14 protein-coding genes are annotated in these 15712 nt (G+C 64.9%); 3 read left to right on the top strand and 11 right to left on the bottom strand.

Going from position 1 to position 15712, the window contains the following annotated elements:
* Nucleotides 1-19 precede the first annotated feature (19 nt).
* The 8 genes from NO931_RS03995 to NO931_RS03960 form a co-directional block, all read right to left on the bottom strand.
* Nucleotides 20-1366, bottom strand: coding sequence for an ABC transporter ATP-binding protein (locus NO931_RS03995; protein WP_259371395.1), 1347 nt, complete (start codon nt 1364-1366; stop codon nt 20-22).
* Entirely contained in the window at nt 1359-2807 is a 1449-nt protein-coding gene (locus tag NO931_RS03990; RefSeq protein ID WP_256391328.1) for an ABC transporter ATP-binding protein, read from the bottom strand. Before NO931_RS03990 ends, NO931_RS03995 begins: the two co-directional genes overlap by 8 nt.
* A complete protein-coding gene (locus NO931_RS03985; RefSeq protein ID WP_256391327.1) occupies nt 2808-3818 on the bottom strand; it encodes an ABC transporter permease in 1011 nt (336 codons plus the stop codon).
* 2 nt (nt 3819-3820) lie between these two features.
* Complete coding sequence (locus NO931_RS03980; protein ID WP_256391326.1) at nt 3821-4771, bottom strand: ABC transporter permease; 951 nt, start codon at nt 4769-4771, stop codon at nt 3821-3823.
* Nucleotides 4772-4786: 15 nt separating this feature from the next.
* A complete protein-coding gene (locus NO931_RS03975) occupies nt 4787-6445 on the bottom strand; it encodes an ABC transporter substrate-binding protein (protein ID WP_256391325.1) in 1659 nt (552 codons plus the stop codon).
* A 392-nt stretch (nt 6446-6837) separates the two neighbouring features.
* Nucleotides 6838-8664, bottom strand: a complete 1827-nt coding sequence (locus NO931_RS03970; RefSeq protein ID WP_256391392.1) for an acetyl-CoA carboxylase biotin carboxylase subunit — start codon at nt 8662-8664, stop codon at nt 6838-6840.
* A 132-nt stretch (nt 8665-8796) separates the two neighbouring features.
* Nucleotides 8797-9123: a DUF8022 family protein gene (locus NO931_RS03965; RefSeq protein ID WP_310737311.1), complete on the bottom strand. Its 327-nt coding sequence runs from the start codon at nt 9121-9123 to the stop codon at nt 8797-8799.
* Nucleotides 9123-10667, bottom strand: coding sequence for an acyl-CoA carboxylase subunit beta (locus NO931_RS03960; RefSeq protein WP_375142031.1), 1545 nt, complete (start codon nt 10665-10667; stop codon nt 9123-9125). Before NO931_RS03960 ends, NO931_RS03965 begins: the two co-directional genes overlap by 1 nt.
* A 268-nt stretch (nt 10668-10935) precedes the next feature.
* Between NO931_RS03960 and NO931_RS03955 the strand changes: the two genes are divergently transcribed.
* Nucleotides 10936-12294, top strand: a complete 1359-nt coding sequence (locus NO931_RS03955; RefSeq protein WP_256391323.1) for a sodium-dependent transporter — start codon at nt 10936-10938, stop codon at nt 12292-12294.
* Between the two features lie 21 nt (nt 12295-12315).
* Here the strand turns inward: NO931_RS03955 and NO931_RS03950 are convergent, their stop codons facing one another.
* The 3 genes from NO931_RS03950 to NO931_RS03940 are packed head-to-tail and all read right to left on the bottom strand — an operon-like array spanning nt 12316 to nt 14061.
* The gene (locus NO931_RS03950) at nt 12316-13026 is read right to left on the bottom strand and encodes an SDR family oxidoreductase (RefSeq protein ID WP_256391322.1); all 711 of its coding nucleotides are present in this window, start codon (nt 13024-13026) and stop codon (nt 12316-12318) included.
* Between the two features lie 40 nt (nt 13027-13066).
* A complete protein-coding gene (locus NO931_RS03945; RefSeq protein WP_256391321.1) occupies nt 13067-13555 on the bottom strand; it encodes a hypothetical protein in 489 nt (162 codons plus the stop codon).
* Complete coding sequence (locus NO931_RS03940) at nt 13552-14061, bottom strand: DUF7344 domain-containing protein (protein WP_375142030.1); 510 nt, start codon at nt 14059-14061, stop codon at nt 13552-13554. Before NO931_RS03940 ends, NO931_RS03945 begins: the two co-directional genes overlap by 4 nt.
* Nucleotides 14062-14502: 441 nt before the next feature.
* Here NO931_RS03940 and NO931_RS03935 point away from each other — a divergent pair, with 441 nt between their 5' ends.
* Together NO931_RS03935 and NO931_RS03930 are read left to right on the top strand one after the other, a co-directional pair.
* Nucleotides 14503-15057: a hypothetical protein gene (locus NO931_RS03935; protein WP_256391319.1), complete on the top strand. Its 555-nt coding sequence runs from the start codon at nt 14503-14505 to the stop codon at nt 15055-15057.
* A gap of 42 nt (nt 15058-15099) precedes the next feature.
* Nucleotides 15100-15663, top strand: a complete 564-nt coding sequence (locus NO931_RS03930; protein ID WP_256391318.1) for a hypothetical protein — start codon at nt 15100-15102, stop codon at nt 15661-15663.
* Nucleotides 15664-15712: the final 49 nt, after the last annotated feature.

The raw sequence follows: 15712 nt of genomic DNA, 5'->3' as shown, positions 1-15712 counted from the left end.
GAGTGTGGTCGCCGAACGATCAGTCGTCGGCGGTCGTCTCGGTACCGAGATCCGCGCCGTCGGCGTCGACCCATCCCGCCTCGTACTGCGGGTCGAACAGGTGACACGCGGCCTCGCCGGACTCGGTGTCGCGAAGTTCGGGATCGTCGGCGACACACGGCGTCGCGAACTCGGTCCGGAGCCGGTCGGCCGCCGCCTCGAACTCGTCCCGTGCGACTTCGGCCAGCGCCTCGGACAGCACGGCGTCGGCCGACGAATCGGCGAGTTCGGGCGGGATGTCGTGTCGCTCGCGAATCTCGCGGGCGATCGCTTCGGGCGCGAGGTCGTCCTCGCCGCCGGCGCCGCTCGCCTCGGCGGCGTCGGAGCGGGCCGCTTCGAGATCGACGGCGCCGTCCTCGATTTTCGTCCGCAGCGTCAGCACCGAGCGCCAGGTGGACTGCTCGAACTCGTAGTCCGCCGGCTGGATCACGCGCGGACAGCGCGTGTGGAACTTGCAGCCTTCCGGCGGATCGATCGGCGAGGGCACCGTCCCTTCGAGCACGATGCGGTCCTCGGCCCAGAGCGGGTCGGGCTCGGGGATCGCGGACAGCAGCGCCTCGGTGTAGGGATGGTGTGGCGGCTCGAAGATTTCCTCGGGCGTCCCGATCTCGACGATCTCACCCAGGTACATCACCGCGATCCGGTCGGCGATGTGCTCGACGACCGAGAGGTCGTGGGCGATGAAGAGATAGGACAGCCCGAACTCCTCCTGAAGATCCTCCAGCAGATTCAGGATCTGGGCCTGCACCGAGACGTCCAGCGCCGAGACGGGCTCGTCGCAGACGACGAACTCGGGGTCGACCGCGAGCGCCCGCGCGATGCCGATGCGCTGGCGCTGCCCGCCGGAGAACTCGTGGGGGTAGCGGTTGGCGTGGCTCGCGCTCAGGCCGACCGTCTCCAGCAACTCCTTGACGCGCTCGTCGCGGGTCTGCCCCTCGGCGAGCCCGTGGATGTCGAGCGCCTCGCCGACGATGTCGCTGATCGTCAGGCGCGGATTGAGGCTGGAAAAGGGGTTCTGGAAGATGAACTGCAGGTCCTTCCGTCGCTCCCGCAGTTCGCCGTCCGACAGTTCGGTCAGGTCCTCGCCGCGGTAGTAGATCTCGCCCTCGGTCGGGTCCTCTAGCTGTAGCAGCGTCCGCCCGAGAGTGCTTTTCCCGCAGCCGCTCTCGCCGACGAGGCCGAGCGTCTCGCCCTCTCGAATTTCGAGGTCGACGCCGTCGACGGCCTTGACCCACTCGCGACCGCCGAGCAGTCGATCGACGAAACCGGAGTCGTTGGAGTAGTACTTCGTGAGTCCGTCCGCGGTGATCAGCGGTTCGTTACTCATCGAGTTCACCTCCGTTTCGGTCGCGAGCGCCACGCTCCGACCGATCGCCGCCGTCCGTATCGATGCCGGCGGGGTCCGCTTCCTCGGGCCCGGTGCCGCGATCCGGGCGCTCGCGCGGGTCGGCGCCGCTGATTTCGACCTCGAAGTCCAGATCGCCCGTGAGGTCGCCGGTGTACTCGAGGCAGGCGGCCACGTGCTGGTCGTGCGCCGCCGGATCGGGCGACTCGCCCGTCTCGGCGTCGACCAGCGGCGGTTCGTTGTGGACGCACGCGTCCTCGGCGTACGGACAGCGCGGGTGGAAGTCACAGCCCGGCGGCAGCTCGATCAGGTCCGGCATCGTGCCGGGGATCGTCTGGAGCCGCTCGCGTTCGTCGCCGATCCGCGGGATCGATCCCATCAGCCCGGCGGTGTAGGGGTGTTTGGGATCGTAGTACAGATCCTCGACGGGCGCCGTCTCGACGGCGCTGCCGGCGTACATCACCATCACGCGGTCGCAGATGTCCGCGATCACGCCGAGGTCGTGGGTGATCATCTGGATCGCGGTGTCGAACTCGTCGGCCAGATCCTTGAGCAGTTCGAGGATCTGGGCCTCGATCGTCACGTCGAGCGCGGTCGTCGGCTCGTCGCAGATCAGCAGGTCCGGATCACACGACAGGGCGATGGCGATCACCGCGCGCTGTTGCATCCCGCCGCTGAACTGGTGTGGGTAGTCCGAGTAGCGCTCCTCGGCGTCGGGAATGCCGACGGTTTCGAGCATCTCGATCGCCCGCTCGCGGGCCGCCTCTTCGTCGTAGTCGAGATGGTGACGGATCGCCTCGGCGACCTGCTCGCCGACGCTGTAGACGGGGTTGAGCGCCGTCTCGGCGTCCTGAAACACCATCGCGATCCGGTTGCCTCGCAGCTTGCGCATCGCGTCGTCCGGCGCGCGCAGCAGTTCGAGATAGCGTCGGTCGCCGTCGTGGACGACGAAGTCGTCTTCGGCGACCAGCCCGGCGTCGGCGCCGAACCCGCCGTCGAGGATGTCGTCGAGGTCGATCACGCCCTCGGCCGCCAGTTCCGACGGCGGGACGTCCTCGTACCGATCGTCGCCGGTGAGCTGGACGCCGCTGACGTCCCGGTCGTCCAGCCGCGCGGCGGCAGTCTCGACGTCGTGATTCGCCCGGACAGCGTCGAGGTCGACGACGTTGTCGGGGTACTCGGACTCGAACCGGTCGAGCGCGTCGTCGTCGCGGAAGCGGATGCTGCCGCTCTCGATCCGGCCGGGATACTCCAGCAGCCGCATCAGCGAGAGGCTGGTGACGCTCTTGCCGGCGCCGCTCTCGCCGACGACGCCGAACGTTTCGCCGGCCTCGATCTGGTAGGAGAGGTCGTTAACAGCCTTGACGACGCCGTCTTCCGTGTAGAACCGTACGTTCAGGTCCTCCACTTCGATCAGCGCCATCTACCGGAACCCTCCTTCGGTGCCGCCGCTTTCGCTTTGCGGATCGAACGCCTCGCGGACGCCGTCGCCGACGAGGTTGATCGCCATCACGAACGCGAAGATGGCCAGCCCGGGGAACAGGGTGATCCACCACTGGCCCCGGTGGAGCGTCTGCTGACTGTTCGAGAGCATGCTCCCCCACTCGGCGCTCGACGGGGGAAGCCCCAGGCCGAGGAAGCCCAGCGAGGCCGCCGCCAGCACGACGCTGCCGATCGAGAGGGTCGCCTGAACGATCACGGGCGCCATCGCGTTCGGAACGATGTGCCGGAAGATCACCGCCCGGTCTCTGGCCCCCAGCGCCTTCGCCGCGGTGACGTACTCGTTTTCTTTGACGCTGAGGATCTCGCCGCGGATAATGCGGGCGTAGGGGAGCCAGCCCACCACGACCAGCGCCGCGATCATGTTCCAGTACCCCTTGCCGACGATCGCGACGATGGCGATCGCCAGCACGAGGAACGGGAAGGCGTACAGCGCGTCGACCAGGCGCATGATCGCCTCGTCGATCCAGCCGCCGTAGTAGCCCGCGACCGCACCGAGCGGGACGCCGACGAACACCGCGAGTCCGACGGCGATGAAGCCGATCGACAGACTCCAGCGGCCGCCGAACAGCACGCGCGAGAAGATGTCGCGACCGGCCCAGTCGGTACCGAAGAGGTACTTGGCCGAGGGAGCCTGCGTCGCGACGTCGTACCGGTGCGTGCTCGGCGAGTACGGCGCGATCGAGAACGGCTGGACGGTCGTCCCAGCGATCTCGATCGGCCTGGCGAAGATCGCCAGCAGCGTCATCAGGAGGATGACCGTGAGCCCGAACACCGCCGCACGGTTACCCTTGAACCGCTGCCAGGCGTAGTACATCCGCCCTTTGGCTTCTTCGGATTGCAGTTCGGGTTCCCAGTCGGAGAGATCTTCCCGCTCGTCGACCGTCTGGGTGTCGTAACCCGTGATTCGAATACGTCCTCGTTCCTGTGACATAGTCAGTATCTGATGCGCGGATCGAGCCACGCGTACGCGATGTCCGCGACCAGGTTCGCGAACACGATCGTTACGCCGATCATCAGCACCGTCGCCTGGATGATCGGGAAGTCACGCTGTGAGACGGCGTTCAGCAGCAATCGGCCGATGCCCGGATAGGAGAACACCTGTTCGATGACGACCGCACCGTTGACGATGAAGGCGATCTGGAGCGCCGCCACGGTCACGACCGCGATCATCGAGTTGCGGACGACGTGCTTGATCACAACGGTCCGCTCGGGGAGTCCCTTGGCGCGGGCCATCGTGACGTAGTCCTTGTTGAGTTCCTCGACCATCGAGGACCGCATCAACCGCATGAGCAGAGCTGAGGAGGCGGTGCCGATCGTGACCGCCGGCAGCAGCGTGAACATGATCATGTTGTAGCTCAACAGCGGATAGGACGTGGGCGGTAACACCGGGAACAGGCCGAGCCGGACGCTGAAGATCAGGATCAGGATCAGCCCGAGCCAGAAGTTGGGCAACGAGACGCCCAGCAGTGCGAACACTCGGCTAACTTCGTCGGCCAACTCGCCCTTCTTGTAGGCGGCGATGATCCCCGTCGGGATCGAGATTATCAGCGCGACCCCCAGCGACATGACACCGAGCAGGACGGTGTAGGGGAGCCGCGACAGGATCTCTTCGGTGACGTTCCGCTCGGAGATGATCGACTGGCCGAACTCGAGCTGGATCGCGTCACCGAGCCACAGCACGTATTGCTTCCAGATCGGTTCGTTGAGGTTGTACTGGGCTCGCAACTGCTGGACGGTCTCGTCGTCGATCTCGGAGAACTGCGTCATGTACGCCACGGGGTCGCCGGGCAGCAGGTGCGACATCATGAACGTGACGAGCGTCACTATCAGTAGAACCGGAATCGTCACGAGCAATCGCTTTGCGACGTATCGTCGAAGAGACATTATTTGGGAGGGTGGTTAGCCGTCGTACTCGATCTCCTGACCGAGTGCGGGGCTGTAGATGCCCGAGTAGTCGGCGCTGGCGCTCGGGTGGACCTGGAAGTCGCTGATCACATCGCGCGTCGCCATGAGCCGCTTGCCGTGCCAGAGGAACGTGACGGGCACGTCCTGGGCGAGGATCTCGGCGATGTCCTTGTAGATCGGCCCTCGCTGGTCGGCCCCGAACGTCGTCTGGCCCTCCTGCATCAGGGAGTCCAGTTCCTCGTTCGAGTAGTGATTGATGTTGTACCCGTTCGGCGTGAACTGGTCGGTTGCGAACAACTGGTAGACGAAGGAGTCGGGATCCGCGCTGGCGGTCCAGCCGAGTGCGACCATGTCGCTCGTTTCGGCAGCCGGCCCCGTGATGAACTCGACGTAGGAACTCCACTCCATCACGTTGACGCTGACCTCGAAGTACTCCGTCTCGGAGAGCGTGTTCGCGATGACTTCACACCAGCGCTGGCGCACGGGGTTCTCGTTCGTGCGGATCTCGGTCTGGTACGGCGCTTCGATTCCCTCCTCGCTGAACGCCTCGTCGAGCAGGGTCGTCGCGGCGTCGACGTCCTCGCCGACGTACTCGTCGAGGAGGCGCTGTTCGAAGTCCTCGTCCCAGTAGGGATCTCCGAGGATCGGCGGGTACGGACTCGAACCCTTGACGGCGGTGCCATTGAACACCGCGTCTCCGACGATGTCGTCCCGCGGGATCATTCGGGTGATGCCCCGTCGCATCTTCTCGTTCTGGAACGGGCCGCTGTTGACCGGGTAGATCAGGAAGTCGAAGGTGATCCCGTCGTTCCGGTTCAGCGTGAGATTACCGTCGTCCTCGACCGTCGGGACGTCCATCGGCGGGACCTGATTGATCGCGTTGACGTCGCCCCCCTGAATCGCGTTGAACTGGGCGGAGGGATCGACGACCACTCGCAGGTTGACCTCGTCGAGTGGCGCCTCGCCGGAGAAGTCGCCGGCATCGTTGACGTCGCCCCACCAGTAGTTATCGAACTTGGTCGCGACGAAGCGGTCGTCCTGAGACCAGGACTCGAACTGGAACGGGCCGGTCCCTTGCGACTCGTCGTCCAGCGGCGTTTCGCCGTCAGCAGGGCTCGTCGTTCCGGCGGGGACGATCAAGACGCCCGAGAGATCCGCCAGGAACGGCGCGTACGGCCGGGAGAGGTTGAGTTGGATCTCGTAGTCGCCGAGAATCTCGCTGGAGTCGTACCAGCTCGCCACCACGGCCGTGTTGACGGTTCCCTGATACCGTTCGATCGAGTGCTGGACGTCCTCGGCGGTCATCTCGTCGCCGTTGTGGAACTGGACGCCTTCCCGGAGCATGAACCGGAACGTCGTGTCGTCGACCCGCTCCCAGTCTCGGGCCAGCACCGGCTGGGGATTCAGATCGAAGTCGAACCCGACGAGCGGTTCGTACATCAGATCGATGCAACTGGACGACGAGGCGTCGGCCGACGCCGCGGGGTCGAACGTCGATGCGTTTGCCCCGAGGGTCCCGAAGTCGGCGGAACCGCCGCCACCGCCGCCGCCGCCGTCGACGCAGCCCGCGAGCCCAAACGCGCCGGCTGCGGCGCTAGTTTTGAGTACGTTACGTCGACTGATTCCTTTCGTAAGTCGACCCTGATTTGTCATGATTCATCACCGCACTAGGGCGATATTCAAGAGTCCACATCCATCCATTAAAAACCTGACGGAGCGGCTCATTTCACCGCTAAGACGATGTGGTCGTCGGGATAACTGCTTTGAACTGTTTGAAACTTAAGTCAGGTTCCGCCTATTACTGCCACAGATGGTCACTAGCGTGTAGTTGACAACTAGGCTAAACGAACGCACACAACAATTATCATATCTGTTCGTTAGCTTCCGATACTGACCGCAATCGGACGTACTCGTCTATAACCGTTGTCATCAACGTTCGCTCACGATGGTGTCGCTGACACCCTGACTCCCGCCGGTGCAGCGGCGCTATCGGCGACACGACGGCAGGAGAATCGGTTGATCGTCGGGGCGGACTTCGGCGGCGATCAGTCCAGCACGACCAGCACGTCACCCATGTCGACGCTCTCACCCTCCGAGACGGCGACTTGCGTGACGGTGCCGCCGGACTCGGCGACGACGTCGTTCTCCATCTTCATCGCCTCGAGCACGCAGATCACGTCGCCGGCGGCGACTTCGTCGCCCTCGTCGACGTTGACTTCGAGAATCGTCCCCTGCATCTCGGCGGTGACGGTCTCGCCCTCGCCGGTGATCTCCGTCCCACCGCTGCCCTCGTCCGGGCCGGCGCTGGCCGGGCGTGACGCCGATGCGCCGCCGGCTTCTGCGGTGATCGGGGCCGCACCGCGCTCTTCGAGGTCGACCTCGAAGCGCTTGCCGTTGACCTCGACGGTGAACTCTCGCTCGACGACGTCTTCGTCCTCGCCGTCGGCCTCGGTCTCGGTGCCCCACTGCTGTTGGGCCTCGGCGATCCGGCTCCGGTCGATCTCCTCGTCGAGGTACTTCGTGGTGTGTTTGCCCTGGACGAACGTCTCGTCGGAGAGCATCAGCCGGTGGAACGGGACGATCGTCACGACGCCGTCGATCTCGTACTCGCGGAGCGCCCGCAGGCTGCGCGCGATGCACTCGTCCCGGTCGCTCCCGTAGACGACGAGCTTCGCGATCATCGAGTCGTAGTCGGTGACGATCTCGTCGCCCTGGCGTAAGGCGTCGTCGAGGCGGACGCCGATCCCGCCCGGCGGGTCGTACGTGTTGAGCTTCCCGCCCGTCGCGGGGGCGAACTCGTCGGCGGCGTTCTCGGCGTTGATCCGGAACTCCATCGCGTGGCCGTCGATCTCGACGTCGTCCTGCTCGAAGCCGAGTTCCTGCCCGGCCGCGATCCGGATCTGCCACTTGACGATGTCGATCCCCGTGATCTCCTCGGTGACGGTGTGTTCGACCTGGATCCGGGTGTTCACCTCGAGGAAGTAGAAGTTCGTATCCGGGCCGAGCAGCTCGCCGTCGGCCCGATTCTCGTCTTCCTCGACGAGGAACTCGACAGTGCCGGCGTTCGTGTACTCGGCCTCTTTGACTCCTCTGCGTGCCGATTCGCCGATCTGCTCGCGTAGTTCGTCGGACAGCGCCGGACTCGGCCCCTCCTCGATAACCTTCTGGTGGCGCCGCTGGAGCGAGCAGTCGCGCTCGCCGAGGTGCCGGACGTTGCCCTCCTGATCGGCGACGATCTGCACCTCGATGTGACGCGGGTTCTCCAGGAATCGCTCCAGATACACGGAATCGTTGTCGAAGTACGCCTCGCCCTCGCGCTTGGCGCTCTGAAGCTGGTCTTCGGCTTCCTCGGGCGACTCGACGATCTTCATCCCGCGGCCGCCGCCCCCGCCTTCGGCCTTGATCGCGACGGGGTAGCCGTGCTCGTCGCCGAACTCTCGGACCTGCTCGGGGTCGGTGACGGGATCGGTCGTCCCCGGAACGATCGGAACGTCGGCCGACTGCATGATCTTCCGGGCCTTCGTCTTCTCGCCGAGCGACTCCATCGCGTCGCTGGCGGGGCCGATCCAGGTGATCTCGGTGTCCTCGACCTTGCTCGCGAACTCGGCGTTCTCCGCGAGGAAGCCGTAGCCGGGGTGGATCGCGTCCGCGTTGGCCTTGCGCGCGGCCTCGATGACCGCCTCGTGGTCCAGGTACGACTCGCTGGCCTTCGCGGGGCCGACGTTGTACGCCTCGTCGGCGTACCGAACGTGCCCGGAGTCCTTGTCGGCGTCGCTGTAGATGGCGACCGTCCCGACGTTGAGCTCCTCACACGCTCGCATCACGCGCACCGCGATCTCGCCGCGGTTCGCGACCAGAACCTTCCGGAACATTCTTGACTGAAGCATCAGCGACCACGTACGTTACTTTACCGGTTCAGGCACCCTCGCCCTGTGAGCGCGCCGCCGATTGCGACAGATCGCTAGACGGCGACAGGATCGAGTCTGGTAGCGGCCGGGACGGCGTCAGAACCGGTCCGTCCGGCCGGCGGCCGTCCACGCGTCGGTCGGCGCGTCCAGCGGCACCCGGTCGCTCCGGTCCTGCGTGGCTTCGGTCCGGCCGGCAAAGGACCAGCGCTTCCCGTCCCAGGTCTCCTCGCCCGCCGCCGCGCGCGCCGCGGCGAGTTCCCGATCCCGGAGGTGCGCGCCGATGGCCGCCGCGATGGCCGCCGCTTCGGCGTCCGTGGCGTCGTCCGGCAGGTCGATCGCGGCGTCGGCGGGCAGAATCTCGCCGACCGGCGCCGCGACGTCCTCGGGATCGGTCGCGGTCGGTGTGTCTGAGCTCCCTGCCATCACAGGGGGATGTTACCGTGTTTCTTGTCGGGCTGGTCCTCTCGCTTCGAGCGGAGCATCTCGAGGTCGTCGATGAGCCGCGGGCGCGTCTCGGTTGGCTCGATCACGTCGTCGAGGTAGCCACGGTCGGCCGCCGTGTATGGGTTGGCGAACTCGTCGCGGTACTCGTCGATCAGTTCCTGACGAAGCGCCTCGGTATCGTCGGCGGCCTCCAGTTCGTCGTCGTACAGCAGGTTGACCGCGCCCTGCGGTCCCATCACTGCGATCTCGGCGGTCGGCCAGGCGTAGTTGACGTCGGCGCCGAGGTGTTTCGAGGCCATCACGCAGTACGCCCCGCCGTAGGCCTTGCGCGTGATCACCGTCATCAGGGGCACCGTCGCCTCCGAGTAGGCGTACAGCAGCTTGGCGCCGTGGCGGATGATCCCGCGGTGCTCCTGATCGGTGCCGGGCATGTAGCCGGGCACGTCGACGAACGTGACGATCGGGATATTGAACGAATCGCAAAAGCGCACGAACCGCGAGGCCTTCATCGAGGAGTCGACGGTGAGCGTCCCGGCGTTCACGCGGGGCTGGTTGGCGACGATCCCGACGGCGTGACCGTCGAGCCGGGAGAAGCCGACGACGATGTTCTTGGCGAAGTTCTCGTTGACCTCGAAGAAGGAGCCCTCGTCCATCACCGAGTCGATCACGTCGACCATGTCGTAGGGCTTCTGCGGGCTCGGCGGGACGATCTCCTCCAGCCGCTCGTCCTTGCGGTCGGGATCGTCCCACGGTTCGACGCGGGGCGGGTCCTCGACGTTGTTCTGCGGGAGATACGACAGCAGCTGTCGGATCTGGTCGAGCGCGGTCTCGTCGTCGGGCACCGCGAACTGCGCGACGCCGGTCGTCGAACTGTGGGTCGACGCCCCGCCCAGCTCTTCGTGGGTCACCGACTCGCCGGTGACCGTCTCGGTGACGCCGGGGCCGGTGATGTACATGTGGCTGGTGTCCTCGACCATGAACACGAAGTCGGTGATCGACGGCGAGTACACCGCGCCGCCGGCACAGGGCCCCATGATCCCGGAGATCTGGGGCACGACGCCGCTGGCCTTCTGGTTGCGGTGGAAGATGTCGGCGAACCCGGCGAGGCTGTTGACCCCCTCCTGAATGCGCGCGCCCGCCGAGTCGTTGAGGCCGATGATCGGGCAGCCGACCTCGATCGCGGTGTCCATCACCTTGCAGATCTTCTCGGCGAACACCTCCCCCAGCGAGCCCCCGAACACGGTGAAGTCGTGGGCGAACACGAACACCTTGCGCCCGTCGACCTCGCCGTAGCCCGTCACGACGCCGTCGGTGAGGATCTGCTTTTCCTCCATCCCGAAGTTGTGGTTGCCGTGGGTCCGGAGCTGGTCGAACTCGTTGAACGTGCCGTCGTCGAGGAAGTACTCGATGCGCTCGCGGGCGGTCATCTTGCCCTTCTCGTGTTGACGCTCGATTCGGGCCTCCCCGCCGCCCGCCTCGGCGTCTTCTCGGAGGTCGCGCAACTCCTCGATACGGTCTTCCATCGTCATGCTGGTGACCTCCCGTTTGTCTCCATACCGCGATTGTCAACCAGCACAGGCAAAAAATTTCTGTCGTGTAGCTGCCTCGAACGATGGCCGGTCCGCAGATCGTGTTGTTGTCTCTGTCATTCATACTGAGAAACTGACAGAATTTCCAACACATCTGATTATCGGGTAGCGGCCCCTTAACACCATTCGTGCCGTTTTCTTGTCAGATATGTCCATTTTCATACACCATTTTTATAAACGTCGCCTGTGGAGTCTGGATTGTATGTCCGAACGAGAAACATGGGCGACGAGAGCGGGGTTCATCCTCGCCGCGGTTGGGAGTGCAGTGGGACTAGGTAACATCTGGCGATTTCCGTTCCAGGTGGGCGAGAACGGCGGTGCGGCGTTCGTCCTCGTCTATCTGCTGTTCGTGATCGCCATCGGTTTCCCGGCGATGCTCGCTGAATTCGTCGTCGGTCGGCGCACGAAGCTCAACCCTGCGGGGGCGTTACGTGATCTGGGCGGGCGGACGTGGGAGTACGTCGGCTACATGTTCCTGTTCACCGCGTTCGTCATTCTGTCGTACTACAGCGTCGTCGCCGGGTGGACGCTCCGGTACACCTACGAAGGGCTCGCCGGCGGCTATGCGGCCGATCTCGCAACGGCCGAGGCTCAGTTCGGGTCGATGGCCAGTGGCCTCGACGCTCTCGCACTGCACGCGGTGTTCATGCTATCGGTGCTGGCCATCGTCGGGCTCGGTATCCGGCAGGGGATCGAACTCGCTGTCAAGGTGATGGTCCCGGCGATCATCGTTCTGGTGATCGGTCTCGCCGCCTACGCGTTCACTCTCGATGGCGCGTCGGCGGCGTACTCGTACTACCTCTCGCCGGATCTGTCGGTGATCGCAAACAATTGGCAGTCGATCCTTCCCGCCGCGGCCGGGCAGGCGTTCTTTACCCTCTCGATCGGGATGGGCGTCATGATCACGTACGCGTCCTACCTCGGTGAGGATCGGAACCTCGTCGAGGACGGAATCATGATCATCAGCCTCGACACGTTGGTTGCGTTCGTGACGGGACTGATCGTGTTCCCGATCATCTTTTCTGCCCCTGGAGTCGCTCCCGGCGACCCGGGCGCTGGCGCGATCTTCGTCGTGCTCGCCGCGGCGTTCGCCGAGATTCCGCTCGGCGGCATCCTCGGTGCGGTCTTCTTCGCGACGGTCGCCATCGCGGCCCTGTCGAGTTCGATCAGCATCTTGGAGGTCGTCGTCTCCTATCTGGTCGACGACCACGGCTACGATCGGTTCCGCGCGACGGCGCTGCTGACCGGCGCGATCTTCCTGCTCGGCATCCCGAGCGCGCTCGACATCATCTTCGTCGACGTATTCGACAAGTTCGTCAACGGCATCCTGCTGGTGCTGGGTGCGCTGATCCTCTCGGCGTTCGTCGGCTGGGTGATTCCTGACGTCGGTGCCGACGAACTGAAAAACGGAATCGGTAACCCGCGAAGTCTGGATACAACCTGGCTCTGGCTGCTTCGGATCCCGGTGCTGGTCGTGCTGGCGGTGGTCGTCGTTCTCGGCGTCCTCGAGTACTACACCTTCCTGACCGAAGACTTCGCCAGTTGGCTGTCCGAACTGTAGCCCGCCGGGACTTACTCGCTTTTAAGCTTCTCCGTACACCGGCACGGCGGCGCCGCTGGTCGGACTGGCGCCGTCGCTACAGAGGAAGACAACGACGCCCGCGATGTCGATCGGATCGACCCACGCATCGTGATCGGCGTCTGGCATCATCTCGCGGTTCGCCGGCGTGTCGATCACGCTCGGCATGACGGCGTTGGCTCGAACGTCGCCCTTGTTCTCCTCGGCCAGCGTCTCGGTCAGCAGCCGCACGCCCGCCTTCGAGGCGCGGTAGGGACCGTCGCCCTCGCCGCCCGACAGCGACGAGCGGGAACTGATGCTGACGATGGCGCCCTCGGCGTCGCGCAGTTCGGAGAGCACGTGCTTGCTCGCCAGAAAGGCGCTCTTGAGGTTGACGTCGAACAGCATGTCGAACTCATCGACCGGCGTCTCCTCGATCGGCTGGCCGCCGCGCCAGGTGCCCGCGACGTTCGCGAGGTAGTCGATCCGGCCGTGGTCGTCGGCGATCTCGGCGATGCCATCCTCGACCGATGCCTCGTCGGTCAGGTCGATCCGGTAGAACTCGGTCCCGTCGTCGGGGTCGAGCAGCGCGTCCTCGTTATCGGGCTCGATCACGTCGACCGCGGCGACGGTCGCACCCGCGTCGCGGAACCGTTCGACGACTGCGCTACCCAGCGCCCCGCAGGCGCCGGTGACGACCGCAACTCTGTCCCCGAAGTCGAAACTGACGGACATACTGGTACTCGCGTCGGCCCGGAAGTTGAATCTGTGGCTCCTACGCGCCGTGACCGGGGCCTCGATTTCGTTTCCCTCCTTTCCCGGGTTTCTCGCACGGGGATGCCCCGGACGCGTCGACGTCCCGAACGAGTTCGACCGAGACGTCTTCGCCGTCGGCGTCGATCGTCACTTCCGCGGCCCCGGCGAACTTGTCGAGAGAGATGGTGACGGTTTCGGCTTCGCCCGGAGCGAGCCCGTCGATGGTGGCGCTCTCGTGGGGAAATCCATCATTCAGTCTGTGATGGCTTCCCTCGACGGTCACCGACTCGATCGTCGCGGGAAATCTATTCGTCACCGTCACGGCGGCGCCGCAACCGTACTTCGATGTCGCGCGCACGTCGACGCCAAGATCGGCGCTGTCGCCGTCGGCGACGTCGACGATCAACTCTCGATCCGCGCTGGCGGCGCCGAACCCGCCCGTTGCGCCGACGAGCGTCGCCGCAGCCAGAAGCGTGCAGATCGCGCCGATCCAGGTGAGCCGGGTCATCTGTCCGAAAGCGCGAACTCGTCGCTACCGAGTCGGTTGCGCGAGGACTGAAGCGCGTGGGCCGCCGACGTCACCCCGAACGTCGCGACGATCAGCACGCAGAGCGCGATCCAGGGCAAGCCACCGAACGGCCCGACATCCAATCCGACCAGCCCGACGAGCGCGCTGCAGACGCCCGTAACCCCGAGGTAACAGTGGCTCCACGGGATGTCCTCGCTGGGGACGTACTCCAGGTACAACTGCGCTTCGCGGGCGCGATCAGTCAGCAGGACTTCGCCGCGCATGTTGTCGTACTCGATCACGCCCGCCTCGTCCATCTTGGGTAGATGCGACTGCCTGAGTGCTGTGTAGACTCGCTTGCGTTCGTCCGCGTCGACCTCGTCGACCGAGACGTCGTTCTCCCACGCTGCGACGTGGTCGACGAGTTCTCGGAGTTCGATTCGCTGCCTGTCCTCCTGTCGCTTCAGGTAGTGCAACACCTGTCGTCGTCGCCCGTTGCTCAACACTTCGAATATCTCCCCTCGCGGAAGCGCCGGCTCCGGCGAGGACCACAGGCCCACTGCCGCCGGTACGTCAGGTCCTTTCATGCGTTGTGTCTCGTGCGTATTTTCCGCCCCTCCAGCGCGACGCGACTCAGCCTCGCACAAGACTATCGCTCGACTGCATATAAATTTACGCTATGTTTTACGGTTGTACTATATACCATCTCTGTATGAATAGAACGCAGGGTGGCTTTGTATACGTTCAACTCATTCCTGAACACAATACAGTGGTCGCCTGGAACCGTTCAGACCTTCCCACGTGAGTTCCCAGGCCCTATTTTCCCACAGCCTGGGAGTGTATACAAAAGAGGGTATGATCCGTTGGAGTGGATAGAGCGCACCGGCGAACCCGGTCGACGGACGATTCGCGGTTCGGACGGTCACGCGCTCGGAGGACTACCAACAATGGAACGACGCAAATTCCTGTTCGGAATCGGAACGGTCGCCGCTGGCGGGGCGGCTGCAATGGGCACCGGCGCGTTCACCAGCGTCGAGGCTGATCGCGGTGTGTCGGTCACGGTTGCCGATGACAGCGGGGCTTTCCTGGCCCTGTCGGAGAGCGACGGACCGAACGCGGCGTACGCCGAAGTCAACGGCGGCGAACTGTCGGTCAGTCTCGACGCCGTCAACGACAACGCGGAGACGATCGTGCGCGACGTGTTCGACATCACGAACAACGGCACCCAGGACGTCTACGTCTGGGCGGAGGAACCGTCCTCCGGCGAGCTCACTGAGGGGAGCCTCAGCATCTTTGCTGACGCGACCCCGAACGGCGATCAGGACGACTGGAGTCTCAACGCACCTGCGGGCAACGTGGACACGTCCGATCCCTCGGACAACCTCAAGCTCGGCCCCGGCGACACGATGGCAGAGGTCGGGTTCATCGTCCGCGACGACTTCGATCCGTCCAACTACGACGGGACGATCACGCTCGTGGCGAAGACCGAGGACGAACTGTAACCTCGCTCGTTCACCGATGACTGTACGGACGAGGGGCGGCCTATGAGGCGACGATCGTTCGTCGTCGGTCTCGGCGGCGTCGCGACTAGCCTCGGGCTCGCGGCGGGCAGCGGGGCGTTCACGAGCGTCGAGGCGGATCGGACGGTCAACGTCGACGTCGAAGAGGATTACGACGCCGTCTTGAAACTCGAGGAAGTCGGCGCCGGCGAGCGCTCCGAGATCGACGGTGGGACCGTCGAGTTCGAGCTTCCGGGCGACGACGACGGCGATTACGCGGGAACAACCCCGACGGGACTCGGCACAGACTCGACCTACCGGTTCGCCGGCGACGCAGCAGACTCCGAGGGCGGTGGACTGTTCACCGTCACGAACCACGGCACACAGCCGGTCGCAGTGTACGGCGCCCAGACGGTCCAGAACGACGTTCCGTCGGTCTCGGTGTTCGACGTCGAAAGCGGAGCGGTGCTGACGGAATCAGCTCCATCGGAGTCGATCGGCGTCGGGGAGTCACTCGCGTGCGGGCTCGAAGTCGACACGCACGGCGTGGATGTTCGGAACGACGAGTACCAGGTCGCGCTCACGATCGGCGCCGCGGCCACGGTGTGACGCGGGGTCGGTCGGTACGAGGCGCGATTTTTTAAGTACACTAATCCAA

It is taken from the genome of Natronoarchaeum rubrum (assembly GCF_024494695.1).
Note: the sequence above shows the minus strand (reverse complement) of the source record. Positions and strands in the feature narration are given on the sequence as shown.

Bases quoted from the DNA above. Each gene is read 5' to 3' on its own strand.
- NO931_RS03995 (WP_259371395.1), bottom strand. From the start codon at position 1,366: ATGAGTAACGAACCGCTGATCACCGCGGACGGACTCACGAAGTACTAC.
- NO931_RS03960 (WP_375142031.1), bottom strand. From the start codon at position 10,667: ATGGAAGACCGTATCGAGGAGTTGCGCGACCTCCGAGAAGACGCCGAG.
- NO931_RS03945 (WP_256391321.1), bottom strand. From the start codon at position 13,555: ATGACCCGGCTCACCTGGATCGGCGCGATCTGCACGCTTCTGGCTGCG.
- NO931_RS03970 (WP_256391392.1), bottom strand. From the start codon at position 8,664: ATGTTCCGGAAGGTTCTGGTCGCGAACCGCGGCGAGATCGCGGTGCGC.
- NO931_RS03990 (WP_256391328.1), bottom strand. From the start codon at position 2,807: ATGGCGCTGATCGAAGTGGAGGACCTGAACGTACGGTTCTACACGGAA.
- NO931_RS03935 (WP_256391319.1), top strand. From the start codon at position 14,503: ATGGAACGACGCAAATTCCTGTTCGGAATCGGAACGGTCGCCGCTGGC.
- NO931_RS03975 (WP_256391325.1), bottom strand. From the start codon at position 6,445: ATGACAAATCAGGGTCGACTTACGAAAGGAATCAGTCGACGTAACGTA.
- NO931_RS03965 (WP_310737311.1), bottom strand. From the start codon at position 9,123: ATGGCAGGGAGCTCAGACACACCGACCGCGACCGATCCCGAGGACGTC.
- NO931_RS03930 (WP_256391318.1), top strand. From the start codon at position 15,100: ATGAGGCGACGATCGTTCGTCGTCGGTCTCGGCGGCGTCGCGACTAGC.
- NO931_RS03955 (WP_256391323.1), top strand. From the start codon at position 10,936: ATGTCCGAACGAGAAACATGGGCGACGAGAGCGGGGTTCATCCTCGCC.
- NO931_RS03985 (WP_256391327.1), bottom strand. From the start codon at position 3,818: ATGTCACAGGAACGAGGACGTATTCGAATCACGGGTTACGACACCCAG.
- NO931_RS03950 (WP_256391322.1), bottom strand. From the start codon at position 13,026: ATGTCCGTCAGTTTCGACTTCGGGGACAGAGTTGCGGTCGTCACCGGC.
- NO931_RS03980 (WP_256391326.1), bottom strand. From the start codon at position 4,771: ATGTCTCTTCGACGATACGTCGCAAAGCGATTGCTCGTGACGATTCCG.